The organism is Mucilaginibacter sp. P19 (assembly GCF_050632265.1).
Taxonomy (GTDB): domain Bacteria; phylum Bacteroidota; class Bacteroidia; order Sphingobacteriales; family Sphingobacteriaceae; genus Mucilaginibacter; species Mucilaginibacter gossypii.
The window spans coordinates 953,108-977,415 of sequence record NZ_CP192586.1; the positions used below are offsets into that span (position 1 = coordinate 953,108).

23 protein-coding genes are annotated in these 24,308 nt (G+C 44.0%); 8 read left to right on the plus strand and 15 right to left on the minus strand.

What is annotated here, in order from left to right; all coding sequences use genetic code 11:
- Positions 1-101: 101 nt before the first annotated feature.
- On the plus strand, positions 102-389 hold the full coding sequence (locus ACQ86K_RS04590; RefSeq protein ID WP_431199891.1) for an acyl-CoA thioesterase: 288 nt from the start codon (positions 102-104) through the stop codon (positions 387-389).
- 280 nt (positions 390-669) lie between these two features.
- Here ACQ86K_RS04590 and ACQ86K_RS04595 read toward each other — a convergent pair whose 3' ends face one another.
- On the minus strand, positions 670-1,065 hold the full coding sequence (locus tag ACQ86K_RS04595; RefSeq protein WP_091172274.1) for a DoxX family protein: 396 nt from the start codon (positions 1,063-1,065) through the stop codon (positions 670-672).
- Between the two features lie 511 nt (positions 1,066-1,576).
- Positions 1,577-2,635 carry an alpha/beta fold hydrolase gene (locus ACQ86K_RS04600; RefSeq protein ID WP_091172275.1) on the minus strand — a complete coding sequence of 353 codons (1,059 nt, stop codon included), beginning with the start codon at positions 2,633-2,635 and terminating at the stop codon, positions 1,577-1,579.
- Between the two features lie 330 nt (positions 2,636-2,965).
- On the opposite strand from ACQ86K_RS04600, the gene ACQ86K_RS04605 reads away from it, so the two are divergent.
- The 3 genes from ACQ86K_RS04605 to ACQ86K_RS04615 all read left to right on the plus strand — a co-directional run bounded on the left by ACQ86K_RS04605 (position 2,966) and on the right by ACQ86K_RS04615 (position 7,058).
- Positions 2,966-5,257: a GH92 family glycosyl hydrolase gene (locus ACQ86K_RS04605; RefSeq protein ID WP_091172277.1), complete on the plus strand. Its 2,292-nt coding sequence runs from the start codon at positions 2,966-2,968 to the stop codon at positions 5,255-5,257.
- Between the two features lie 131 nt (positions 5,258-5,388).
- Complete coding sequence (locus ACQ86K_RS04610; RefSeq protein ID WP_091172279.1) at positions 5,389-6,507, plus strand: Gfo/Idh/MocA family protein; 1,119 nt, start codon at positions 5,389-5,391, stop codon at positions 6,505-6,507.
- A 284-nt stretch (positions 6,508-6,791) separates the two neighbouring features.
- Positions 6,792-7,058 carry a DUF4342 domain-containing protein gene (locus ACQ86K_RS04615; RefSeq protein WP_090534028.1) on the plus strand — a complete coding sequence of 89 codons (267 nt, stop codon included), beginning with the start codon at positions 6,792-6,794 and terminating at the stop codon, positions 7,056-7,058.
- 52 nt (positions 7,059-7,110) lie between these two features.
- On the opposite strand, the gene ACQ86K_RS04620 is transcribed toward ACQ86K_RS04615, so the two are convergent.
- Positions 7,111-7,998 (minus strand): dienelactone hydrolase family protein, encoded by an 888-nt coding sequence (locus ACQ86K_RS04620; protein ID WP_091172280.1) that lies wholly within the window; start codon positions 7,996-7,998, stop codon positions 7,111-7,113.
- Positions 7,999-8,067: 69 nt separating this feature from the next.
- On the opposite strand from ACQ86K_RS04620, the gene ACQ86K_RS04625 reads away from it, so the two are divergent.
- Positions 8,068-8,166 carry a DUF2135 domain-containing protein gene (locus tag ACQ86K_RS04625; RefSeq protein ID WP_143020839.1) on the plus strand — a complete coding sequence of 33 codons (99 nt, stop codon included), beginning with the start codon at positions 8,068-8,070 and terminating at the stop codon, positions 8,164-8,166.
- A gap of 238 nt (positions 8,167-8,404) precedes the next feature.
- Here the strand turns inward: ACQ86K_RS04625 and ACQ86K_RS04630 are convergent, their stop codons facing one another.
- The 7 genes from ACQ86K_RS04630 to ACQ86K_RS04660 form a co-directional block, all read right to left on the minus strand.
- Entirely contained in the window at positions 8,405-9,007 is a 603-nt protein-coding gene (locus tag ACQ86K_RS04630; RefSeq protein ID WP_091172283.1) for a DUF1684 domain-containing protein, read from the minus strand.
- A 472-nt stretch (positions 9,008-9,479) separates the two neighbouring features.
- Positions 9,480-9,881 (minus strand): nuclear transport factor 2 family protein, encoded by a 402-nt coding sequence (locus tag ACQ86K_RS04635; RefSeq protein ID WP_218134524.1) that lies wholly within the window; start codon positions 9,879-9,881, stop codon positions 9,480-9,482.
- Positions 9,882-9,899: 18 nt separating this feature from the next.
- On the minus strand, positions 9,900-10,439 hold the full coding sequence (locus tag ACQ86K_RS04640) for a carboxymuconolactone decarboxylase family protein (protein WP_090534021.1): 540 nt from the start codon (positions 10,437-10,439) through the stop codon (positions 9,900-9,902).
- A 20-nt stretch (positions 10,440-10,459) separates the two neighbouring features.
- A complete protein-coding gene (locus ACQ86K_RS04645) occupies positions 10,460-11,032 on the minus strand; it encodes a DUF417 family protein (RefSeq protein ID WP_091175966.1) in 573 nt (190 codons plus the stop codon).
- 67 nt (positions 11,033-11,099) lie between these two features.
- Entirely contained in the window at positions 11,100-11,957 is an 858-nt protein-coding gene (locus ACQ86K_RS04650; protein ID WP_431199892.1) for a helix-turn-helix domain-containing protein, read from the minus strand.
- A 222-nt stretch (positions 11,958-12,179) separates the two neighbouring features.
- Positions 12,180-13,382: an aminotransferase class V-fold PLP-dependent enzyme gene (locus ACQ86K_RS04655; RefSeq protein WP_091175970.1), complete on the minus strand. Its 1,203-nt coding sequence runs from the start codon at positions 13,380-13,382 to the stop codon at positions 12,180-12,182.
- A gap of 5 nt (positions 13,383-13,387) precedes the next feature.
- Entirely contained in the window at positions 13,388-13,855 is a 468-nt protein-coding gene (locus ACQ86K_RS04660) for a GNAT family N-acetyltransferase (protein WP_091175973.1), read from the minus strand.
- 91 nt (positions 13,856-13,946) lie between these two features.
- On the opposite strand from ACQ86K_RS04660, the gene ACQ86K_RS04665 reads away from it, so the two are divergent.
- On the plus strand, positions 13,947-15,392 hold the full coding sequence (locus ACQ86K_RS04665) for a PLP-dependent aminotransferase family protein (RefSeq protein ID WP_091175976.1): 1,446 nt from the start codon (positions 13,947-13,949) through the stop codon (positions 15,390-15,392).
- 177 nt (positions 15,393-15,569) lie between these two features.
- Positions 15,570-17,852: a histidine kinase dimerization/phosphoacceptor domain -containing protein gene (locus ACQ86K_RS04670; RefSeq protein WP_176844591.1), complete on the plus strand. Its 2,283-nt coding sequence runs from the start codon at positions 15,570-15,572 to the stop codon at positions 17,850-17,852.
- A gap of 6 nt (positions 17,853-17,858) precedes the next feature.
- Here the strand turns inward: ACQ86K_RS04670 and ACQ86K_RS04675 are convergent, their stop codons facing one another.
- The 4 genes from ACQ86K_RS04675 to ACQ86K_RS04690 all read right to left on the minus strand — a co-directional run bounded on the left by ACQ86K_RS04675 (position 17,859) and on the right by ACQ86K_RS04690 (position 20,191).
- The gene (locus ACQ86K_RS04675; protein ID WP_091175981.1) at positions 17,859-18,281 is read right to left on the minus strand and encodes a DUF1801 domain-containing protein; all 423 of its coding nucleotides are present in this window, start codon (positions 18,279-18,281) and stop codon (positions 17,859-17,861) included.
- Between the two features lie 41 nt (positions 18,282-18,322).
- Positions 18,323-18,985: a LytR/AlgR family response regulator transcription factor gene (locus ACQ86K_RS04680; protein WP_431199893.1), complete on the minus strand. Its 663-nt coding sequence runs from the start codon at positions 18,983-18,985 to the stop codon at positions 18,323-18,325.
- Positions 18,986-19,058: 73 nt separating this feature from the next.
- Positions 19,059-19,808 carry a sensor histidine kinase gene (locus tag ACQ86K_RS04685; protein ID WP_431199894.1) on the minus strand — a complete coding sequence of 250 codons (750 nt, stop codon included), beginning with the start codon at positions 19,806-19,808 and terminating at the stop codon, positions 19,059-19,061.
- Positions 19,805-20,191 (minus strand): hypothetical protein, encoded by a 387-nt coding sequence (locus tag ACQ86K_RS04690; protein WP_431199895.1) that lies wholly within the window; start codon positions 20,189-20,191, stop codon positions 19,805-19,807. Before ACQ86K_RS04690 ends, ACQ86K_RS04685 begins: the two co-directional genes overlap by 4 nt.
- Before the next feature lie 674 nt (positions 20,192-20,865).
- Between ACQ86K_RS04690 and ACQ86K_RS04695 the strand changes: the two genes are divergently transcribed.
- Positions 20,866-23,319 (plus strand): TonB-dependent receptor domain-containing protein, encoded by a 2,454-nt coding sequence (locus tag ACQ86K_RS04695; RefSeq protein ID WP_431199896.1) that lies wholly within the window; start codon positions 20,866-20,868, stop codon positions 23,317-23,319.
- Positions 23,320-23,390: 71 nt separating this feature from the next.
- Here the strand turns inward: ACQ86K_RS04695 and ACQ86K_RS04700 are convergent, their stop codons facing one another.
- The gene (locus ACQ86K_RS04700; RefSeq protein WP_091175988.1) at positions 23,391-24,287 is read right to left on the minus strand and encodes an AraC family transcriptional regulator; all 897 of its coding nucleotides are present in this window, start codon (positions 24,285-24,287) and stop codon (positions 23,391-23,393) included.
- Positions 24,288-24,308: the final 21 nt, after the last annotated feature.

Here is a 24,308-nt window from a genome sequence, read left to right on the forward strand (position 1 = left end):
ACATTGAAAAAGCCCGGATTGATCTATTAAAATTCAGATCTCCCGTTTCCTGAAACCAAAAGGTTCAATAGCTTTGCAATCCAACAAAAAGGTTAATTATTATGGAATACTCAAAAACATATATTGCCAAAGATGAGCATATAGATGTACAGGAGATCATGGATGGTTTATATTATCCGTTTTATATGGAATATTGCAGGCATGATTATATCAGGGAAATATTGGGGTTTGATTTTGAAGCCGAAGCTAAAAACGGCATTTACATGGTACTTTCAAATTATAGCATCAGCTTTCTCAGATCACTTAAAAAGGGTGATGAATTTAAAGTTACCTGCACCTTGTATACTGATAAAGGGGCTTACCCAAGTTGCACTTTAAACAATCGATAATATGCAACAATAAGGTAATGACTAAAGCTGTATTTACGGGCACCTGTGTGCCGGCAACAGGCGGCAGACCGTATTTACCGGCCTCGGTATTGGAAAAAATAAAGGATGCCCCTGTTCTTGAAGATTAAGCGACCGGCAGAGCGCCGGCCCTTGCCGGATAATCATGCGGCAGGGTAATGTGTATGCAAAAGAGGCTATCTATGGGGATAGCCTCTTTTGAGATTGCTTAAAGCCTGAAATAACCGATGTATTATGAATCGGCCTGCTGCAACTTAGCATTTTATGCAGCGGCAGGAGCTGTGTATGTAGCCGGATAAAGTTTACGGAACATCAGGTAGGTAACCGTTACCATGATAAATGCAACGATGGCATCTATGGTGGCAGGAAAACCGAGCACAGCGATTTTAGACAAAAAAGCAAATATAATATCGAAGAAAATACCTGCAAATACCCATTCTTTTAATCTAAGCAATATGTTAGGTGTTAAAAGAACTGCTACTCCCGATAGTTTAGCGACACCAAGAATATAAATAAAGTGTGGAGGATAGCCCAGTTTTAAGGTGATATCCCACACAAACTGGTTTTTGGTCAGCTCGCCAAATCCGCTTGCTGCAAACCATAATGAAGTCATTGCTGTTCCTATCCAATAGATTGTTTTTACTGTTTTTGTTGTCATGATATGTAGTTTTGAGTTGTTTGATGGCTCAAAATTGTGGCAAAATCAACGGAGATCTAACCACTTTCGGGATGAAGCAGACAAACCGAGCTGCCGGCCGGACAATCCGGGCCCCAACTTGCATATGTCATTGATACAAACTGCTTCAATATGCTAATTGAAGCCTGACATAAAGCTTTTTGTCCTGTCGATAATGGTTGTAGCGATCCTGGTGATAGGCGTATAAACCAAACACGACGGGGGCGGAAAGACGGGTTTTATCCTGCAGTTAAATGGATTAACATGCAATGCCCGGGCCTAATTTTTCAATGTTTGAAATGTCCGGTTCAGGCACTTCTTTGTCGGGTTAAAGCACTTGAGCTCAACGATGTTTGCACCAGAGGTGCAAAAGGGTTTTAGAAAGGCAGAAAGGTGTGAGCACCTGCTTTTAAGTAAACAAAAAACCAGGATAGGAAATGCGTTTTTAACATTTCCTATCCTGGTTACCGTGTTATTTCAAAAGAGGGATTATTTATCTGGCAAAACTTTCGGCTTCTATAATGGCGTCAGCAAAAGCTTTAGGGGCTTCCTGCGGTAGGTTGTGGCCTACTCCCCCGGTAATAGTGTGATGTGCATATTTACCTTTAAAGCGGGCAGCATAATCAGCAGGCTTAGGATGAGGAGCACCGTTGGCATCGCCTTCAAGGGTTACGGAAGGTACAGTTATAGGAGGCGCGGTTGCTAATTTTCTTTCCATGTCATCATATTTTGCCTCACCTTGGGCAAGGCCCAGGCGCCAGCGATAATTATGGATCACGATAGCAACATGGTCGGGGTTGTCAAAAGACGGGGCGGTTTGCGCGAAAGTAGCGTCGTCAAATTTCCACTTAGGTGATGCTGTTTCCCAGATGAGCCGGTTAAAGTCACGCCTGTTTGCCTCGTAGCCCAATTGGCCGCGCTCGGTACTAAAATAAAACTGGTACCACCATGATAGTTCTGCTTTGGGCGGCAATGGTTTTTTATTTGCTTCCTGGCTGCCTATCAGGTAACCGCTTACCGAAACCATTGCTTTGCAGCGCTCGGGCCATAATGCTGCCACGATATTTGCTGTACGCGCGCCCCAGTCAAACCCGCCAATAATTGCACGGTCTATTTTCAGGGCGTCCATCAGCGTGATAACATCGGTAGCTATTGCTGCCTGTTGCCCATTCCTGAAAGTTTGTGCCGAAAGGAATTGTGTTGTGCCATGGCCGCGCAAATGAGGCACAATAACCCTGTAGCCGGCTTTGGCAAGTATGGCTGATACTTCAGTATAGCTATGTATATCATATGGCCACCCATGAAGCAGGATAACAGGCTGTCCGTTTGCCGGGCCGCTTTCTGCGTAGCCAATATTAAGCAGGCCTGCATTTATCTGTTTGATCGAGTCGAAAGAAGCTGTAGAAAAAAGAGTATTGTTTTGCCGTGCCGGTGAATCTGCCTGTTTGGTTTCGGCTTTAAGTATACCGAGACCGCCTAACTCTGCTGCTGCAACTGTTAATGCGGAGATACCCAGAAAGCGGCGACGGCTGAATGTTGTTTCGTTGTTCATGTTTTTCGGATTGGTTTGATTAATATTTCGCCTTTAGATGCTTTCCTCATCGTCGGGCATAACAAAAGTACACCAGTACCAGGATTATGGAAGTGGTTGATGCATGAACCGGGCAAATGGTGACTTCAGTTGGACATATTCCCCGCCAGATTTGCCATTATCTGAAATTAGTTGGAAGTGGCAGTGCTGGTTGGAGCGCAGTAACGACTAATCCTTACGGTTTACAGTATGGCCAGGTTGTTTATACCTCATTATTTTGCTCGTGCGTGTAACAATTAGCAATGATTGCTGTATTTTGCTGAAATTTTCTTGTTAATACGCTGTCTGAAAATGAAGTTCATCTCCAAAATTGCAAACCGGTTTATTTATATAATTTTCTTGTTGTTTCCGTGGCCGGTTTTTGCCCAAAACCTGGTTAGATATGTACAGCCCATGGCCGGTACAGCTATTGCCACTACAGCTTCCGCACTAAAACATGGACAGGCGGCTGATACGCGGTTTGCCAACACTATTCCCGCGGTTACTGCCCCCTTTGCCATGACACAATGGACACCCGAAACCGAGAGCGGCGAAACCAAGTGCGTACCTCCATATTATTATAAAGACAGCCTGTTCAACGGCCTCCGTGGTTCGCACTGGTTAAGCGGTTCATGTACGCAGGACTATGGCAGCTTTACCATTATGCCCATCACAGGCAAGCTAACAACAGCTAATTATAGTGCTGCATTTAAACATGTTGATGAACTATCGTCGCCGTACCTTTATAGCATAAATCTTAATCAGTATAAAGTGAATGCTGCGGTAACCTCCACAGAGCGTTGCGGCATGATGCAGTTTACCATGCAGCAGGCCGACAGCCTTTATTTATTGATCAAAGCTAATAGCGATTATCATGAAGGCTTTGTAAAAGTGGATCAACAAAAAGGCGAAATATCGGGTTATAATCCTGCTCACCGTATTTACCAGGGATGGGGGAAAAGCGCAGGTTTCAGCGGTTTCTTTGTGATCAGGTTTGAACGGAGTTTAGGTAAAACGGGCACTTTTGATGGCGATAAAATATTTATTGCAGATAGTATCAAAAACGATGCTGGTACAGGGGTTTATGCCGGATTTAAGCTCAATAAAGGCGAAAAGCTAACGATCAGGATAGGCACTTCGTTTGCCAGTTTGGAAGGCGCCCGCAAAAACCTGCAGGCCGAGATGCCGGGGTTTGATTTTCATAAGATGGTAGAAAGCAGCAGGGTAAAATGGGAAAAGGCCTTAGGGCAAATCAACATTTCAACTAAAAATGAGCAGGATAAACGGATCTTTTATACGTCATTTTACCATGCCATGCAGCATCCGCGTCTTTTTAATGATGTTGATGGCAGATACCCCCGTTTTGCCGGCGATTATCAAATTGAACAATTATCAGGCGGCAATTATTATGATGATTTTTCGATGTGGGATATTTACCGGGCACAGTTGCCGCTGTTTGAGATCCTGAACCCATCTTTAATCAATAACCTGGCAAAATCACTGATTTTGAAAGGTAAACAAGGCGGGTGGATGCCTGTTTTCCCCTGCTGGAATAGCTATACATCCGAAATGATCGGCGATCATACGGCTTCTGTAATCAGTTCGGCATATTTAAAGGGGATCACTGATCTTGACGCTAAAGAAGCTTACCAAATTTTAAGGCATAACGCGTTTGAACTACCTGCCAACCGGGTCGACTATGTAGAAGGCAAGGGCCGCAGGGCATTGGGTAGTTATTTAAAATACCGATACATCCCCTTGGAAGATAGCGTACGCGATGCCTTTCATAAAATGGAACAGGTAAGCCGCACAATGGAGTATGCTTATGATGATTACGCGCTGGCGCAATTTGCAAAAGCTTTAAAAAAATCTGCTGACTATATCACGCTCACCAAACGGGCAAAATATTATGCCAATGTATTTGATGCTACAAGTGGCTTTGTTCGCGGCAAGCATGCTGATGGTACATGGATATCCCCCTTTGATCCTGATAAAAAGGCGACTTATATTACAGAAGGTACCGCACGTCAATACACCTTTTATGTACCGCAGGATGTACCCGGTTTGGCAAAGTTGATGGGTGGTGCGAAGAAACTGGAACAGTCGTTAGATAGCCTGTTTGAAAAAGGCGAATACTGGCATGGCAATGAGCCGGGACACCAGATCCCTTTTATGTATAATTACACATCATCGCCATGGAAAACGCAAGCCGCCGTACGCAAGATCCTGGCGACAGAATACAGTGATGGTCCGGGTGGTTTGGGAGGGAATGATGATGCCGGCCAAATGTCGGCCTGGTATCTGTTCGCTGCGATGGGTTTTTACCCGGTAAACCCGGTTTCGGGTGAGTACCTGTTGTGTTCACCTTTGTTTGATAGAATTGCTATCACGCTTCAAAATGGCAAAAAGTTCGAGATCATCTGTCATAAACCGGGCCCCAGATCAATGTATATCCGCTCGGTAAAATTGAATGGTAAAATAATGCCTAATAATTTTATCCGTTACAACGATATCAGCAAAGGCGGTAAGCTCGAAATATATCTGAACGATCAACCGGGAAATAACTGGGCAGTTAAACCATTAAATCAACCTAAGGGGATGTGATAAATGCGCAATCCCGCGTTTTTTATTCCTTAACCCAGAAATGTTCATTGGGCAGATTAAGTAAAAATCAGATGACGTAGGTGCAGTTTACCCGGAAATATGTAAATTGTCATAAACCAAAAAACATACCTATGAATTCTCGTCGTGATTTTTTACAAAAGTTGGGCTTATCGGCCCTGGCCCTGCAACTTGTGCCATACTCAGGATGGGCGGCAGGAACAGATAAAACCGAACAGGTTTATGACGGCCCGGTATTGCGCGTGGCTATTATGGGACTTGGAGGCTATGGAACCATAGTTGCAGAAGCTATGCGGAAATGTACCAAAGCTAAACTGGTTGGGGTAATTAGCGGAACCCCATCAAAAGTTAAAGCATGGCAAAGCAAATATGGCATCCCCGAAAAAAATTGCTACAACTATGAGAATTTCGACAACATCAAAAATAACTCCGATATCGACGCGGTATACGTTATTACACCCAATGGCTTGCACCACGATTTTGTGATCAGGGTAGCTGCAGCCGGTAAACACGCTATATGCGAAAAGCCAATGGCCGTGAATGCCAAAGAGGGGCAGGAGATGGTTGATGCCTGTAAAAAGGCCAATGTAAAGCTGTTGGTTGGCTACCGGATGCATTTTGAACCAAAAACACTTGAAGTGATCAGGATGAGGCAAAACGGCGAGTTTGGGAAGATCAGGTTTTTTCAGGGGCAATGCGGGTTTACCATCGGCGATCCCACACAATGGCGGTTGAATAAAAAGCTTGCCGGTGGCGGCTCTATGATGGATATTGGGATCTATGCCATCAACGGATCCCGCTATATGACCGGTGAAGAACCGATATGGGTTACCGCCCAGGAAACTAAAACCGATACAGTGAAATTTAAAGAGGGGGTTGATGAAACCATCCAGTTCCAGTTCGGCTTCCCAAGCGGGGCCGTTGCGTCCTGTCTGTCAACCTACAATATGAACAATCTCGACCGATTTTTTCTTGATGGAGAAAAAGGCTTTGCCGAAATGCAGCCTTCTACCGGCTACGGGCCAATTAAAGGCCGCACCCATTTGGGCGAACTTAACCAGCCTGTTACCACACACCAAACCGTACAGATGGATGAAATGTGCGAGATTATATTTAATAATAAAAAGCCCGTTGTACCGGTAAACGGCGAAGAAGGAGTGAAAGACCTTAAAATTATTGATGCCATTTACCTTGCTGTTAAAACCGGGAAGAAGGTGGAGGTAAGTGTTTAATAACATTTAAAGGTAAAAACATACGTAGGTGCCGAATTTATTTCGATACCTCACTGGATATTCACGCTTGCCAGGTTTCACAATTAATTCTTGCAGACCTGTCCGTCGCTTACTTTGGAAATGGGGTGCCGAAATAAATTCGACATGACGGGTTTGCTTTTTTGTAACCAATTGAGAAGCCTTTGCAGTAAGGAAATTAATATTCCACCTGCTATTGGCATATTTAGCCAAACCTGTAACAAGCCGCTGGTATGCTCATCTAAATATAAAAACTTAGAAAAAACATGAGCACCAAAGAAACATTTTCAATTAACGGTGAAGCGTTATTGGGAAAGATAAAAGAGATAATTAACGAAGGTAAAGCCAGCAGGATCACCATTTCAGACAAGCACGGTAAAGAGCTAATGACTTTTCCGTTAAGTGTTGGCCTTTTCGGGATGATCCTGGCACCGGTTTTTGCTGCCGTAGGTACCCTGGCCGCACTGGTTACAGAATGTACTATAACGGTAGAACGGGAAGAGGAAGACAAAGAAGATACCCCCAAAGAATAAGGTATCTTCACAATATGATCCTGCGAAACTAAAGACCTGAAACTTCAGGTCTTTAGTTTAAATTCTCATTAAAAAAATCTATAGTCCTTTTCCAGGCCAGTTCTGCCGCGGCTTTGTCATAACGTGGAGTTGTATTATTATGAAAGCCGTGGTTTGCGTTTTCATAGATATAAGCCTGGTATTTTTTGCCATTCTCTTTAAGCGCTTTTTCGTATACCGGCCAGCCATCTGTAATCCGGGTATCCAGGGCCGCGTAATGCAGCAATAGCGGCGCTTTAATTTTAGGGACATCCTCAACAGCCGGCTGACTTCCATAAAATGGAACGGCGGCAGCCAAATCGGGAACACGTACAGCCATCATATTGGCAATTCCTCCGCCAAAACAAAAGCCTACAACACCTACCTTACCATTGCAATCTTTATGGTTTTTCAGGTATTCATAGGCAGCTATAAAATCTTCCTCCATTTCGCCTTTATTTCGTTTGGCCTGCATGGTACGCCCTTCGTCATCATTGCCGGGATAGCCGCCAAGCGGTGTTAGGGCGTCGGGTGCAAGGGTAATAAACCCTGCAAGGGCAGCTCTTCTCGCCACATCTTCAATATAAGGGTTTAAGCCCCGGTTTTCGTGAACTACCACTATGCCACCCAGTTTCTTCTTTGCATCTGCGGGCTCTGATAACAGGCCTTTAATTGTACCGCCGCCTTTGGGCGAAGGGTAATTAATATAGCCCGATTTTAAACGTGGATCGTCGGATTTTACCTGTATGGCACCCTGATAATCGGGCATCAGGAAACTCATTAATGCGGTTACGGTCAGGCCGCCCACTGCATACATGGAGAGCTTTTGCACAAAGGAGCGCCTGTCGAGGCGGCTATGTGCGTAATCATCATACAGGTCGAACACTTCCTGTTTGATATCTTCTTTGCTGATTTGGTTCATATTTCCGGAGGCTTTGTTCAAATTTACCGGTTAGGTTTTGTTTAGGGTGTAACAGTCTCGTTACCGGTAATGTTTTTTGTGTTGATTGCCAGGCCAACCACCGTTATGGCCGAAATGTTTACCCGCTACGGGACGCCTGAAGAAAAGAAAGAAATTATCGTATTATAAATGCAGAACGGCACTAACGGCACTGTTTATATTGGCGATCTGGAAAGCCCGACCGGCTAAATAAACCTATAGAACAAAATATCCAAAAAGTTGGAAAAGTTGCCCTGAGCGAAGTACAAACCAGAGGCATACCAAAAGATTACCTGAACCTTTCATCTTCATCACCGGGAGCGCACATCGATGCAGGTATCTTTATAAGGTAAAAACAATTAATGTGCTTATTTAATGCAGATTTGGATCAATGCCCTTTCCCAAAGTTTTTTTCACCCGCTTCAACAGCCATATCAATCCGGTTTTCGTCAGGCGGTTTAGGGCATGAGTAGCCGCTGCTGAAAGCGCAGTATGGGTTGTAGGCTTTATTGAAATCTATAACAATCGATCCGTTTTTAATGTCTTTGGTGGTAAGGTCGATATAGCGGCCTCCGCCATAGGTTTCAGAGCCGTTTGTAGCATTGGTAAAAGGCAGGAACAGGTAATTGCTGAAAGCAGGGTTTTGCGACAGGGCGATGCTTTTATAAATGGTTAACTGCATTGGTTTACCCTTAAGCTTAAACGAAAGTTGTGCATAACGTACATATTGGCTACCTGCACCGCTGAAGGTAGGTATAATAAAAGTTGATTGATTAGTCAATAATTCAGCTTTAGCAGTTACGCGGTAGATACTATCGGCATCATAAAACCTTAAAAATTGCAGGTCATCCTGTTTAAGCGGAGATCGCGGGTCTTTTAAAAAATCATCCTTATAATTTTGCCTGAAGGCAGCAATTTGCTCTTTATGAGTTTGTGCAAAACTGTGTTGGCCAATGAAAAAGATAAATAAAAGGACAATGAAATATTTCATGTGTGGTGCAGGGATTAGGCTCAAAGATAACTTAGATACAATTCAAAAAAAGCGTCATTTGCGAAGCACGAAGCAATTCCAGGCTTCTGTCCCATCAGGGTCTCTCGCAGAGGACCCTGATGGGACAGACTGTGACGGGAGACAATAACATAAAATGCGCCAAACAGGCGTACTTGCTTGGCGAAGACATCAGGGTCCTCTACGAGAGACCCTGATGGAACGTAACTTTACGAGCTAAAAACCTTTTGCTCCTCTGGCGCATCTGTCCTTGGGCAATTAATACATGTTTATTAAATTGTAAAATCCCCCAGAAGGAGAACAGGTTTGTACAAAACGTCACAGCCCTTACCCGAACCCGAGAGTGGTTCAACTTATCAGGATTACCCAATTTGATTATTGATTTTATGGGTAAACTTAAATCTGCGAGAGATCCTGATGGAACACAAATGAGTTTATGATATGCTGTATGACGTTAAATCACCCCTTCAATAAAAAACTCATTGATCCCTTCAACATCACTCAAATGGGTAGTTATCCGGCTAATCTTATTGTCAGTAATATCGCAAACTATGGCAACCTGCTCATCCAGGATCAAATCGCCACGGCTGGCAGTATTGTGAAGCGACAGGGCTACACTATCCAATCCGTATAAAATATGGTTAAATTGAACCATTACCCCAAAATCACGCAGCTGACCGGCACGTTTAATCACGGCATCGGCACCAACAGCAGGACCCGAAAGCAAACTTGTTCCCGGCAGGGTCCAGGTAACATCATTGGCAAGGGCCGAGCGCATGAGCTCCCAATCACGATTTTTTAGTCCTGTTAAAAACTTATTGGCTAACTGTCCTTTTACTTCTTCTGTGGTTTTCATGATGAAATGTTTTAGATATTAGTTAAGAGGCTCAGCGGCAGGAAAATCTACCGGAACTTCGGTGTTGGCAAATACGTAGTTAGTGTACACACGTATGGTAATAAAGGCTATAAGGTCCATCAAAGCGGCTTCATCAAAACCGGCTTCGTAAAAGTTATTTACTATGGTTTCATCGCCTTTACCTTTATTTTCAACAATTGACTTGGCTAAACCGATAATGGCATTCAATCTGTCATCAGCTGTATGGCCTCTCCTGATATCAAGGGTTTGTTCTTTAGTAAAGCCGCGTTTCATGGCCAGCATACTATGACCGGCTAAGCAATAGGCACAACCGTTTAACTCAGAAACAATGAGGGCAATGGCTTCCCTTTCTTTGGGGGTAAACACGCTTTTGCTCATGTCATCTTCCATATCCATAAACATTTTAAGTGCAGGTGCCGAATAGCCCATGGTGGCATAAAGGTTAGGTACTTTACCAACGCGTTTTGTGAAGGTATCAAACATTACCTGCGCTTCGGCACTTACCTGTTCGCGGGTGGGAACATTTATAGTTTTCATGATTATATTATGGTTTAATATTATTTACTTGTTGTTTTACGTTTAAGATAAAGTTGCGCGGTTTCGCTCATAGTGATGATGGCACCGCCAAGGATCACGACATCTTTAATAACCAAACGACCGCGGCCTGACAGGTATGGGAAGCCCCATTGGTTATCGGTTAAATGTGGTACCCAGCTTTCGGGCGTAGTGACCAGGAAGGAAAGCGTGCCCAAAGTCATGATAAATACCAGGATACTGGCAATCATACTTGGTATTGGTACAACTTTATAAAGTGCAACCAGTATGCCCAGTGTTACCAGGAAAATACCCAGACCAATAGAAAAGCCATAAGTATTATTTTCGATATGCCATTGGTGGTTGGAAGCAATCAGTTCGCCTTCTTTATTGATGTGTTTTTTGTATTCTGTTGGATGGTTGTAAAAGAATGACATCACCGGACTGTTGGCCACAAAGGGCACAACGCCATCGGCTTCGTAAGTGAAAAATTTAAGGCCGCCTATCCAAAGGAATACGACTACGATGCCGAAACGGACTGCTTTTTTGCCAAGCTGATCAAGGCCGGCTATGGTATTTATGATTGAAGTTTTCATGTTGTTGTTTTTTGATAAAGCAAAACTACAACGCTATGAGCCCCGCAAACATGGACGAAACGGGGTTTTATTTGTACAAATCCGCGACGATGGAGATGCCTGTTTTATCGCGAAAAGTTTGGGGCGATACCTTGGTGAACTTTTTAAATACCCGGCTAAAATAAAACTCATCCTGGAATTTAAGGTTATAGGCAATTTCTTTGATGCTTTGCCGGGTTAAATGGAGCTGTTTCTTTGCTTCGAGGATAAGCCGTTCCTGGATAAGCTGTGATGGTGATTTGCGAAAGTATTTGGTACAACGCCGGGTTAAATTATCAGAAGATATGGCGAGTAACGAGGCATAATCTGATGGTTTATGCAGGTCAAGATAATGCTGGTTAAGCAACGTCCGGAACTTTTCCATTATTTCATCTTTTTGAGGTTTATCCTCACCGGTACTGATGCCATTTATTTTTATGCTGCTGGCCTTGGCCAAAAAAGCTGCAGGTAGGCCCGCAATACAATTTCGGATGGTTGCGGCTGCATAAATCTCGTCGTTCATCTGCATCAGTAACAGCTCAAACACTTTTACATCCTGCGGAGTAAGCGCAACTATTGGATCAATATAGATGTTGTTAAATAGTAACCCATTGCAGGCTACTTCTTCACGGTGGTACTCGATACAATAAAAATCACTGTGAAATTGTAAGATATTGCTTTTTATTGCGCGGCACTCGTCTACATAAATAATCTGCAACGGGGTTGAAAACAACAACACCGGGCCTGTAAAAGGGAATGCCCCAAAATCTGCATGAAAGATACCCGACCCCTCAGGAACGAGGTAAACGGTATATTCAGAAAACTGGGCAGGCGTACATAGAATATCTTCCCGTACATCCTGTAACCCAAGTAAAAATTCACCTGCTTTATCGCGGATTGCTTTCAATGGCCAATGATTTATGGCACTAATATAAATATACTCTGCTTTTTATAGCGACAACGACTTTTATGAGGCCGAGTTTGCGCTCAAAAATTACAAAACATCAATAGATGCTGCCGTTTGTTGACAGCTTTTATCAAGCGAGTTTAAGCGTTTTTCGCTTGAACTATAACCCGCTATTGTTGGTGACAACACGAACAATAGCGGGGGCGCTTAATCGTGCGAATGTTAAACACTCACTCTAACCAACTCCTCTAAAACTTCGCATAAGATATCAATCTCTTCCCCGGTATTATAATAATGTACTGAAGCTCTTACGATATTGCCCAGTTTGTTTTTGTTCATATAAATGAGGGTTGAAACCGCCTTGCCAACTGATACATTGATGTGCTTTTCGGCCAGCTTGTTTTTTACCGTTGCGGCCTCCATGCCATCTACCGAAAAAGTTACGATGCCGCATAACTCATCGCCAAAATCATGAACGGTTACGCCGTTAATATTTTTTAGTTTTTCGCGTAATAAGCTGGCTAAATATTGCACCCGCTGCCAGGTACGCTCAACACCTATGTTGAGTGCATATTCAACCGCCTTGCCAAGGCCAAGAGTTAAGGCGCGGCTTTTTTCATACACCTCAAAACGGCGGGCATCATTGCGCGGTTTAAAATCAGTTTCGGTTACCCATTGGGTAGTGAAGCCGTCCATGAAAAACAGCTTCAGCTTATCCTGAATTTCTTTGCGGACATACAGAAAGCCGGTACCCCTCGGCGCCCGCAAATACTTCCTGCCGGTTACGGCCAGCATATCGCAGCCTATTTCCTGCACATCCAGCGGCACATGGCCCACGCTTTGGCAGGCATCAAGCAGGTACAAAATATTGTGTTTGCGCGCTATCCTGCCTATCTCTGCTACCGGGATCATGCTCCCTGCGGTTGAGGGGATGTGGGTTACGGCTATCAGTTTTGTCCGGTCAGAAATGGCATCTTCCAAAGCCTGCAGCCGGAAATTACCCCGCTCATCATTGGGGATTACTTTAAACTCAACACCCAGGGTTTTTTTAGCGTGCAGCAAACCTATCAGGTTGGTTACATATTCCATTTCGCAGGTAATGATCTCATCGCCGGGTTTAAAATCAATGCCGTTAAAGGCAAGCCACCAGCCAATACTGGCGTTTTCAACAATGGCAATTTCATCCTTGCGGGCGTTGATGAGTCGGGCTATGAGGTTGTAGGTGTTTTCAAGCTCTTCGCGGTATGTGTACTCGGTTTCGTAGCCGCCGTTTTGCGCTTCTTCGTACAGGTAATCTATCACGGTATCAACCACCACATCGGGGTGCAGGGACGAGCCTGCATTATTGAAGTGGATGGTTTTTGTTGTGCCCCGGGTTTCGGCCCTTAGTTGCTGTACTTCCTGTTCGCTTAGTATATTTTCCATCAGGTTTAGTTATTTGTGAAATTTATTTCCATCATGATATCCGCTCGTTTGTAGGTGCCGGGCTCAACTGGGATTTCGGTAAAGCCCAGCTTACGGTAAATGTGGATGGCATTTTCAAGCACTCTGTTTGAAAATAGTACCAGCTTTTTTACACCCAGTTCACGCGCTTTATCAATACCGGTTTGACATAGAAACTGACCGGCGCCAGCTCCGCGACTGTCTTTATCCACCGCCATTTTGGTAAGCTCGTAAACACCGTCTTCTATATATCGCAGCGCTACGGTGCCAATAATTTTTTGTTTCGAAGTGATAAAGTAAATGCTGCCGCCTGTTTTAATGATGGCCTCGTCGGGGTTTTCCAGTACCCATTTATCAAAAGGTTCAACGCTAAAATACTCTTCAAGCCATGCTTTGTTAAACTTTTCAAAATAGGGGGCATGTTGTGGCTGATAATCGATAACCTGTAGTTCCATGTGCTTAATTATTTGATCATTACAAAATAAAAACATTCGGAAATAGAAAAACAGATGTAGTTTTGTTAATTTTGAGCATAACAGATTTTGCATGGAAAGCATTGCTCATACTGAGGATTACGATTTTTTATACGCACAAATTGCTGCCCGGATTGAAAAGCAGATTAAGCAAAATCTGCTTAAGCTCGGCGACAAGCTGCCGTCGGTAAGGATGCTGAGCCAGGAGCAGGGTATTAGCATGAGTACAGCTTATAAGGCCTATGTTGAGCTGGAAAACCTGGGTTTGATAGAGGCACGTACCAAATCGGGCTACTATGTAAAATACCTGCCCGCCCGTTTTACCAGCGTGCCCGAAACCAAACCACCGCTTAAAAAGGTTAAACAGGCCAGCGTTGCCGAAATGATTGCGATGGTTTACCGCAACATGTCGGAAGACAGCGTTTTGCAGCTCTCGCGCTCATCGCCGCCGCTCAGCCTGATTCCGCTGGCAAAGCTCAGTAAATCCATGATGGAATCTATACGTAATAGTCCATCGGGTAATATCACTTATGAAAACCCGCAGGGTAATATTGCTTTGCGCAAACAGGCGGCTAAAAACGCCTTTAACTGGGGTGGTAATATTACCGAAGATGATGTGATCACAACGCAGGGCTGCCTGGAAGCTTTAATATTTTGCTTAAGGGCGCTTACCAAGCCCGGCGATACCATTGCTATTGAAAGCCCTACTTATTTCGGGATTTTCAATGTGATGCTCAGCCTGGACCTGAAAGTATTGGAAATTCCGGTGAACCCCGATACCGGCCTCGACCTGGAATACCTGGAACGGGCTATGAATGAAGTGCCAGTAAAAGTATGCCTGTTTGTTACCAATTTTAGTAACCCGATAGGGGTTTGCATGCCCGATGAGCGTAAGCAGCAACTGGTGCGCCTGCTTGCTGAAAAGCAAGTTCCCTTAATTGAGGATGATATTTATGGTGAGATCTATTTTGGAAAAAGCCGTCCGCGCACCTGCAAAAGTTATGATAAGGATGGCTGGGTGATCCTTTGTTCATCGGTATCCAAATCAATAGCGCCTGGTTACCGGGTAGGCTGGTGCGTTCCGGGCAGGTTTAAAGAACAGGTGCTGAATATTAAAATGATGCATTCCATAGCCTCGGCCACACCTACACAGGCAGCTATTGGTCATTTTTTTGAAACCGGGCGATATGACCTGCACATGAGGCATTTGCGGAAGGCGTTATATACCCAGTGCCTGCGGTATACGCAGGCTATCGCAACACACTTCCCGGCAGGTACAAAGATTAGCAGGCCACAAGGCGGCTATGCGCTTTGGGTCGAACTGGATAAAAAGGTAAATGCCTTTGAACTGTACCAATTGGCAATAGAGCAAAGCATCAGCATAGCTCCCGGCCAGATCTTTAGTGTAGACGGGCGGTTTACCAATTTTATCCGCATTAGTTTTGGGTTAGCTTTTGACGGGGTGGTTGAAGATAGTTTTAAGGTGTTGGGGAAATTAGTGAATGGCCTTATATCCTGAACTACAACATCACCAAATAAACTTAATTTTTTCTGAATGGCTGATTAGTAATAAATTAGTATTTTATTTATGGTTATGCCAAATAGTTATCTATAAGGCATTTATTGAATTTTTTATTGTATTTTAAGTTCTGTTTTTAAAAGACGGCAGCACGTTTTAATGGTTATCCCCTTTATCATGAAATTTAAATTTTTACTGCTATGTGTTGCTGTTGTTTGCGTGACAGGACAGCTGTGTGCGCAATCTTCAGCCTCGTTGCAATCGCAAATTCAAAAAAGCAAAGCTGATACCGGCAAAGTGAAGCTGTTGCTTGCTTTAAGCCGTGTTATCCTGCTCAAATCGGGCGCGGGAGCAAAGGAAACAGATAGCTCTTACCGGTTTATGAAACAAGCCGAACAATTAAGCATTCAGCTTAATGATGTTAAAGGGCAGGGGAACGCTGCGTTGATGGCAGCAATGATCAGCAATAAAAAAGGCGATCATAAAGGCGGTGCTGCATTGGCCCAGAGGGGGTTTGATTTTTTTAAGTCGATAGATGATTTGCCGGGTATGGCCGAAGCTTATGTCATTATTGGGCAGCATTATGGAAATGAAGGCCAGGACCTGGATAAAAAAATAGCCTATTATCAAAAAGCCATTGATATTTTTCGGCAAGCGGGTTTAAAGGACAGGGAAGCTACAGCTATCGTAGATATGGCCGATCTGCAAAGCATAAAAGGATCGTATGATATTGCTGTTAAAAACCTGCGCACGGCATTGGCAATATACCAATCGATAGGGAAAAAAGACCTGGATGGTTTGTACAACCTGCTTGGCGGCTGCCTTACCTTCCAGGGAGATGCTGATAACGCCCTGAAGTATCAGTTGAAAGCGGTGAGGCTTGCCGAAGGTCGCGGTGATACCAGTTTGCAAATGTGTACAATATACAATCGGTTTGCCCTTTCGTATTATACGCTGCATAAATTTGGCGATGCCATAATTTATTTTGATAAGGCTGTAAAAATTGCCCAAAAATATAATGACACAGCTTCAATAGTTGTAATAAACGGTAACCTGGCCATGAGCTACTATAAAATGGAACAGCCCGAAAAAGCGCTTGCACGGCTGCAATTGCTCAAAAATATGAACCTGTTTACAACAACGCAGGAAAGATTTGAAAACTACTATGATTTTTGCCTGGTTTATTTGAAGCTTAAACAGTATAAAATGGCCAAAGTGTACATCGACAAAATGGAGGCGCTAAAAAAAGATGCAGGGGCAAATTATACCGAGATGTTAAGGTCATATATTAATTATTATATCGCCATAGGGCAGTATAATAAAGCGTATCCCTACTTGCAGGAAAATGAAAGTTTTTATCAAAAAACAAAGGTGCTGCCTTTTTTGGCACAGAACCAGCTCAACTGGTTTAAGGCCGACTCGGGGATGGGCAGGTACCAAAGTGCTATTAAGCATTATCAGCGCTACAAAATGCTTACCGATTCGGTTTACCTGGTTAACAATGCCAAGCACACCTCCTTTTTGCAAATTGAGTTTGATACGGATAAGAAGAATAAAGACCTGCAACTGCAGGCTAAGGATATCCAACTGCTTAAAAACAATGAGCAGTTGCAGCGCAGCCGGTTTTTAGCAGCACAGGCCGATCGTAATTTGCTTATTGGAGGCTCGGTAATGTTGTTGCTTTCGCTGGGGGTTGGTTATAATCGTTATCGTTTAAAGCAGCGCAGCAATGTACGGTTACAGGCTCAGCAAAACGAAATTAACAAGCAAAACCAATCATTGCAGCTGTTGAACAGTAAACAGGAAAAATTACTTAATGAAAAAGAATGGTTGCTAAAAGAGGTACATCACAGGGTTAAAAATAACCTGCAAATTGTGATGAGCCTGTTAAGCACGCAATCGGCATACCTGGAAAACAACGCGGCCATTGAAGCCATCACTGAAAGCCAAAACCGGGTGCAGGCCATAGCGCTTATACACCATAAATTGTATAGTGCTGATAATGTGGCCAGCATTTATATGCCATCATACGTAACCGATCTGATCCGCAACCTCACCGATTGTTTTGATTCGGTAACCCGTCGTATCAGGTTTGAGCAGGTGGTTGAACCCATTTATCTCGATCTGACCCAGGCTGTTCCGTTCGGCCTGATACTTAATGAAGCCATAACCAACGCTATCAAGTACGCCTTTAGCAGTGAAGGCGGGCAGATCGTCGTCGCGTTGAACCGCGTAGGCGAAGACGGAGTGATATTAACCATTGCCGACAACGGAAAAGGGCTGCCGGCAGGCTTTGATCTTAAAACAGTAACCTCATTGGGTATGGAAATGATGAAGGCCTTAAGTAAACAACTGGGTGGCACTTTTAAAGTTCAAAATAAGGCGGGCGTTACTATCAGTGTTGAATTTAAAATTGAGAAAGTAAGGCACCATAGCGAGGTAGAAAGCAATTTCTTATAATGATCTCTATTTGCAGCGCGTTGTTTCCGCGTGTTTAAATGATTCGTTGAGTAATTGCCTGAGTACAGTATTATCTACATCGGTCAGTTTAACAATATGCGTACAGCAGCCACTTTGCTTGTGCTTACCTAATTTTTGCAGCAATTGTTCCTTGCTCTCAAAGCCTGGAAGATAGAGTGTTAAAGAATTTTTACGGGGCGAGAAGGCTATAAGCGGGGCATCACCCTCACGGCCGCTTTCATATTTGTAATGATAACTGCCAAAGCCTACAATGGCCGGCCCCCACATTTTTGCTTTGTGACCGCTTGCTTCTTCCATTAGCGCGGTCAGCTTAAAGCTGTCGGCCCGTTTGGCTTCATCGGCAATGGTATTGATGAAATCGCTTACGCTTGCTGCGGTTTCCGTGGTTTTATTGGTGTTTTTGGCCATGGCTTAAGCAGGATAAAGGTTAAAAACGATATATAAATATATCACGAAAATTTTATTTTATCCCACAGTTTATTAGCAACAACCTGTCGGATCACCTGCTCGCGGTAATTGCGGCTTATAGGGATGCGGTGCTGACCGATAAAAATATCATTTCCCTCAATACCATCAATTTTACCGGTTGATACGATGTATGATTTATGTACGCGGATAAAGAGTTTGTTATCTAAATTTTGTTCAAGGCTTTTGAGGTTAAGCAGCGTGATATATTTGCCTTTGGCGGTAAATATGGTAACGTAGTTTTGCATCCCCTCAACGTACAGGATCTCATCAAAGTAAATCTTTTCGTATTTATTACCACATTTGATAAAGAAGTAACCTTCATCAGCTTCCGTTTTTGGTGCGCCGGGCTGGGCCCAATTGTTAAGCAGGCGGTGATAATCTTTAGCCTTATTGGCCGATTTAAAAAAGCGGTCGAACGTGATGGGTTTCAGCAGGTAATCGAGCACATTGAGCTGGAAGCCTTCAAGCGCATAGCTGGGGTAGGCTGTAGTGATGATCACCATCGGCGGTTTCTGCATGATCTTTAAAAAATCAATACCGTTCATTTTCGGCATCTGGATATCCAGGAATATTAGGTCGATAGCCTGGTGGTCAAGTAGCTTGATCAGTTCGAGCGGGTTTTCGCAGGTGCCGGTTAAATTCAAAAATCAACCTCGCGTACATAGCTGGCTAATCCTTCGCGGGCTAAGGGCTCATCATCTATTATTACACAGTTCATCATAGTGAGGCCATTTGAAAGGTTGCGGATGATTGTTCCAGTTCGGTTAAAGTTAATTGCAGGTGTACCTCAAAGCGGTCTCCGGTATTTTGGATCTCCAGCTTATGAAGGTCGGGGTAAATCAGGTCAAGCCGGCGCTTTACATTTTTCAGGCCGATACCCCCAAAGTTCACAAGCCCGGTTCCCGGGTCGTTTGATGCGCTGTTGGCAACATGAAAATCGAGCTGATCGTTTTTCAATCCCAATCTAATCGCAATCCAGTTAGGGTGTTCCGCCTCTTTGGATACATGCTTAAACGCGTTTTCTACAAAGGTCATTAATATAAAGGGGGCTATGCCTAAATGACCGGGCATCGGCTCATCTGCTTCAAAGGCAACATGCACATTATTGTTTTGCCGAAGCTTTTCCAGCTCGATAAAGTTTTCGAGATAGCTAAGCTCTTTTCCTAAAGAGATTTGCTGGTCGTTGCACTCGTACAACTGGTACCGCAGTAATTCAGAAAATTTGGCCAATGATGCCGATGCCATACCGGGGTTTTTATGGATCAGGAAAAATATGGAGTTGATGCTGTTGAACAAAAAATGCGGGTTAAACTGGTATTTCAGGAATTTAAGTTCGGTTTCCAGTTTCTCTTTTTCGAGCAGCTGCTGGCGGTGCTGGGTTTGCAGCCAGTTTTTGGTGAGTTTGATACTCATACCCAAAGTCATACTGGCTACGGTAGAGGGGAAGGAAGTATTATAGAAACTCATAAAATTGCCCGGATCAACGCCAAACATTTTTTTACTGAGCAGCCTGCAAAAAAAGCACTTAAATAATAGCCGCCGTTAATAAGCGATGATGTGCCGATGATGGTTAGCGAAAGATAAATTACATATTGGGTAAGCCGCTCTTTTTTCATAAACCGCGGCATTAAGAGGTAAAGGTTAAAATATACCGCCAGCGCCTGGAAAACTACATAAGCCAGGATCTTGACACTATAAGCCGAAAAAAACATGGATTTGGCCGCTGCCACAGGGTTAGCCACCGCTATGGTAAACCAAAAATAATGGTACACACACCAAAATGGGATGTGGTACAGCTTGTATTTAAACAGCCAGTTTTGGTTTAATGTATCAACGGATAAACTGTTCATGTTAAATATCATAATAATAAAAAACAGGTGTCATGGGTAGATCCTCGAAGCATGACGAGCAGGGCCTCTGCGCATGTCCATCGACAGGTTCAGGATGACACCTCTCAATACCCAATATATTTTCCCCGTCCCCTCAGGGTCTCTCGCAGAGGACCCTGAGGGCCGCCGCCCTACCCGAATTGAAAAAAGCGAACCTGCGTGGCGTAGGCATCAGGGTCCTCTGCGAGTTTAAGTTTACCCACAAATTGCTTGTCGTTTAACCAGCAAATCGTCGTGTTTTGCCCCTCTGGGGCAAAGGGTATTCTATAACTTTACGAGCTACAAACCTTTTGCACCTCTGGTGCATCTGTCCTTCAATTAATACATGTTTATTAAATTCTAAAATCTCCCAGAGGGGGAACAGGTTTGTAGAAATTTTCAATATCCTACCTAAAGATACAGCAATTGCACTGATTTATATTTCGTTATTATATCAACCTGCACAAATAATTGACCAAATGCAGGCTTTAACTTATAAGCCGTAAAAAAGGCAGTATAGTTTTGGTTTTAAACCGATTAACCCGCTTCTGCGTATCTCATCAATTATCTCATGTCACTCATCATTCATGTTTTTTAAAGTTTAAAGCACTGTTTTTATTTGCCGGCATAACCTCCAGAAAGGTTACACACGCCATATGAAAACTTTATGCATCAGCCTGTTACTTATTTGCCTGGCACAAATAGTAAATGCCCAGGTGTCGGGCAGGGTTACCACAGCCGGCAGCCAGCCCTTGCCATATGTCACTGTATCGCTTGTCAGAACTGCAGATTCATCTTCAGTTAAAAGTATGCTTACCAATGAACAGGGAGGCTATAATATTGCGGATGCCCCTTCCGGTAATTACCGGTTGCGGTTAAGCAGTATCGGCTATCAAACCTGGTTTTCATCGCCTTTTGAAATCAGCGGGAACAAGGATGCAAAATATCTTGCTGTTATTGTGATGAAGGAGGACACCCGGCAATTGGGCGAGGTGGTAGTGCGGGCAAATAAGCCATTGTACCAGCAGCGCAGCGATGGCTTAGTGGTAAATGTTGAGAGCAGTGTGCTTACCAAAGGCAGTACGGCCCTGCAGGTGCTGGAACGATTGCCGGGGGTAACTATCGATCACCGGGATAATGGTATTGCCCTGAACGGTAAAAGCGGGGCTACAGTAATGATCAACGGCAAACTGGTGCGTATGCCGCTTGCCCAGGTCATGAATTTGCTTAATGGTACCAGTGCCGATAATATTGAAAAAATAGAGCTGCTGAGCACCCCGCCCGCCGGATACGATGCTGAAGGCAGTGCCGGCATCATCAATATTGTAATGAAGAAAAGCAAAAAGCAGGGAACAAACGGCTCCTATTCCTTAACTGGCGGTTACGGCATGGGCGAAAAAGGCACTGCCGGCATCAACCTCAGTCATAATACTAAAAATATCAATCTGTACGGCTCCTACACGTTTCAGCACGACCGGACCTATACCGATCTTTTTATTACCGGAAGTCAGTACATGCCTTTTATCGGAGGTAATGCCGAGGTAGAATTTTACACAAAAACCAAAAGGATCAGCAATAATCACAATGCCACCCTGGGTACTGATATTAAGCTGGATCCTAAAACTACCATAAGCGGTAACCTGAGCTATAACAACAGCCATTCGCCCACTTATACATACAGTAACGCGGGGTATAAGATCCTGCCCGATTCACTGCTCAGGTATATTGGGCATATTAACGGGAACGCGCACTGGGATAACCTCACCAGCTCGCTCAATATTGAACATGTGCTGAAGGAAGGGGAGAAGATAAGCATGGAAGCCGATTATATCCATTATGGAAATAACAGTCCAAGCGAAGTTAATACGTCCTTTGTAAACAAATATGGCGAGCAGGTGTACGCCAACAACAGTGTAAGCGCGCAAAGGCAACGCGGATTTGCCAATACGGCCATCAACGTAGGCGTGTTTAAAGCCGATTATGCCAACCAGCTATCACCCTTACTAAAACTGGAAACAGGTATTAAAGGAGCGCATACCGGCAGTTCAAGCTCATCGGGTATCGAAAGTTTTAATAATGGGGCCTGGGAGCGTAATATGCAGACCGCTGCGAACATATACATGAAGGAAGATATTGGCGCGGCGTATCTGTCCCTTAATTGGCAGCTTGGTAAAAGCATAAGCCTTAATACAGGAGTACGTTATGAATATTCCTATACCAATATGGATAACCCACAAACCGGCAGCAACATTGTAGACCGTAAACTGGGAAAGCTGTTCCCCACAGTGCTGTTCACCAAAAAGTTGGGTGACCGATCCGAACTGCAGCTGTCTTACACCAAAAGGATCAGCCGTCCATCATATGACGACCTGGCCTCATACTTTGCATACAGCGACCCTACGGCGGTTTACACCGGCAATCCTTTTCTTAAACCAACCATCACCAATAATATAAAACTGGGCTATAACTATGGCGACTATAGCTTTTCCCTGCTTTACAGCCGGGATGATAATGCCATAGCCCGCTATCAGCTCAGCGAAAGCCCAGCGCACGATATTTTGTTCATTTCGCCACAAAATCTGCCGTATCAAAACTACTTTACCTTGCAGGCCAATGCGCCGTTTAAAGTAAGTAACTGGTGGGAGATGACCTATAGCTTTGTTGGCGGCCTAAGGCAGTTTAAGGAGGATTATACTTTACATCCGTTAACCAAATCGTACTTCGGATATTCCTTTAATTTTAACCAGTTGTTTAAGCTGCCCGGCAGCTTTTCGGCAGAGGTATCGGGGCAGTACAATTCCCTGTCGTATAATGGCACAACGAGGGTTGATGGTTTTGGGCTGATCAATGCCGGGATCAAAAAAGAGCTGAAAAATAACGGTGGCAGCCTGCAGTTATCAGTGGCCGATGTGTTCAGTGCTACGCAGATCCATGTGCGGTACGGCACACTTACACGGGAGGCTTTTGACATAAAGAGCAATGTACTTGTCAATACCGAAACCAGACGTTTCCCGGTAATTAAACTTACTTATTCAAAGTCGTTTGGTAGTACAAGACCGGCCGGCCGGGGAAACCGGAAAGCGGTTCAAAAGAGGAGAGTGAAAGGATGAGGAGTAACTAAGTCATCTGTTTCATTCCCTGGCATTTCTCGCCACCGGCTTTAACCAAAATCCGCGCTGGCCTATCGCTTATGTGTTTTCCTGTACTTTGACGGCGACATGCCAATCAGTTTGGTAAACAGCCTTGAAAAATAATAAGGGTCGTCAAAGCCCAGCTCTGAGCAAATTTCCTTAATGCTCCTGTCGGTAAAGTACAGGTACTGGCAGGAGGTTTGAATCTTGAGCAGGTTAAAATAGTTAATAGGTGATGAGCCTGTTTTTTGTTTAAACAGCCGCAAATAATGTGATGCTGAAATTCCCTGTTGTTTCGCCAAATGCATCACTTCAAACTTTTGACTAATGTGTTTTTTCATATAAGCGATAGAGTTGCTCACAAAATCGTTATCATAATCAACCGGGTTGGTTTGCTTATAATACACCATCGAGGAGATAAAATTGAGCAGGTTGATGTTAACAATCTCCATTTCTTTTTCATGATAGCTGTGTTCAAGCACGGCGTAGACCTGTTCGTACAGCTTAATCCGGCTGTTGTCGTAGGGAACGGATTGTACCGCAGGCTGCCCGTTTTCGAGCGAGCGCTCATAGATCAGGTGCGAATTTAGCCCGCTGAAGTGTACCCAGTAAATGCTCCAGGGATTGATTTCCGAGCTTTTATAACGGTGTGCCACATTACGGGGGATAATGAAAAAAGTATTGGGTTTAAGGGTGTGGCCCTGGCCCCCCAAATAAACATAGCCTTCTCCATCAACACAATAAAGAAAAATATATTCGTTACTGCCTGTACGGCGTTCACGGTCATGAAAGGCCGCCTTGGGATAATAGCCGATAGCGGTAAGGTAAAAGCCTTTGATCAAAGCATTGCTGGTGATGGCTTTTTTTATGTTTGGTGGCAATACGATCATTTTTTGACCGATAAAACCTTCTTTGATCCGTTTTTTTGGTTCGGCTATCGCATTCATAACGCTGCTGTATAACTGGCG

Coding starts and splice junctions, on each gene's coding strand:
- ACQ86K_RS04615 (WP_090534028.1), top strand. CDS start 6,792: ATGAGCACCAAAGAAACATTTTCAATTAACGGTGAAGCGTTATTGGGA.
- ACQ86K_RS04695 (WP_431199896.1), top strand. CDS start 20,866: ATGAAAACTTTATGCATCAGCCTGTTACTTATTTGCCTGGCACAAATA.
- ACQ86K_RS04635 (WP_218134524.1), bottom strand. CDS start 9,881: ATGAAAACCACAGAAGAAGTAAAAGGACAGTTAGCCAATAAGTTTTTA.
- ACQ86K_RS04590 (WP_431199891.1), top strand. CDS start 102: ATGGAATACTCAAAAACATATATTGCCAAAGATGAGCATATAGATGTA.
- ACQ86K_RS04690 (WP_431199895.1), bottom strand. CDS start 20,191: ATGAACAGTTTATCCGTTGATACATTAAACCAAAACTGGCTGTTTAAA.
- ACQ86K_RS04675 (WP_091175981.1), bottom strand. CDS start 18,281: ATGGCCAAAAACACCAATAAAACCACGGAAACCGCAGCAAGCGTAAGC.
- ACQ86K_RS04685 (WP_431199894.1), bottom strand. CDS start 19,808: ATGAGTTTCTATAATACTTCCTTCCCCTCTACCGTAGCCAGTATGACT.
- ACQ86K_RS04700 (WP_091175988.1), bottom strand. CDS start 24,287: ATGAATGCGATAGCCGAACCAAAAAAACGGATCAAAGAAGGTTTTATC.
- ACQ86K_RS04605 (WP_091172277.1), top strand. CDS start 2,966: ATGAAGTTCATCTCCAAAATTGCAAACCGGTTTATTTATATAATTTTC.
- ACQ86K_RS04610 (WP_091172279.1), top strand. CDS start 5,389: ATGAATTCTCGTCGTGATTTTTTACAAAAGTTGGGCTTATCGGCCCTG.
- ACQ86K_RS04660 (WP_091175973.1), bottom strand. CDS start 13,855: ATGGAACTACAGGTTATCGATTATCAGCCACAACATGCCCCCTATTTT.
- ACQ86K_RS04595 (WP_091172274.1), bottom strand. CDS start 1,065: ATGACAACAAAAACAGTAAAAACAATCTATTGGATAGGAACAGCAATG.
- ACQ86K_RS04620 (WP_091172280.1), bottom strand. CDS start 7,998: ATGAACCAAATCAGCAAAGAAGATATCAAACAGGAAGTGTTCGACCTG.
- ACQ86K_RS04670 (WP_176844591.1), top strand. CDS start 15,570: ATGAAATTTAAATTTTTACTGCTATGTGTTGCTGTTGTTTGCGTGACA.
- ACQ86K_RS04655 (WP_091175970.1), bottom strand. CDS start 13,382: ATGGAAAATATACTAAGCGAACAGGAAGTACAGCAACTAAGGGCCGAA.
- ACQ86K_RS04645 (WP_091175966.1), bottom strand. CDS start 11,032: ATGAAAACTTCAATCATAAATACCATAGCCGGCCTTGATCAGCTTGGC.
- ACQ86K_RS04630 (WP_091172283.1), bottom strand. CDS start 9,007: ATGAAATATTTCATTGTCCTTTTATTTATCTTTTTCATTGGCCAACAC.
- ACQ86K_RS04640 (WP_090534021.1), bottom strand. CDS start 10,439: ATGAAAACTATAAATGTTCCCACCCGCGAACAGGTAAGTGCCGAAGCG.
- ACQ86K_RS04625 (WP_143020839.1), top strand. CDS start 8,068: ATGTTTTTTGTGTTGATTGCCAGGCCAACCACCGTTATGGCCGAAATG.
- ACQ86K_RS04600 (WP_091172275.1), bottom strand. CDS start 2,635: ATGAACAACGAAACAACATTCAGCCGTCGCCGCTTTCTGGGTATCTCC.
- ACQ86K_RS04665 (WP_091175976.1), top strand. CDS start 13,947: ATGGAAAGCATTGCTCATACTGAGGATTACGATTTTTTATACGCACAA.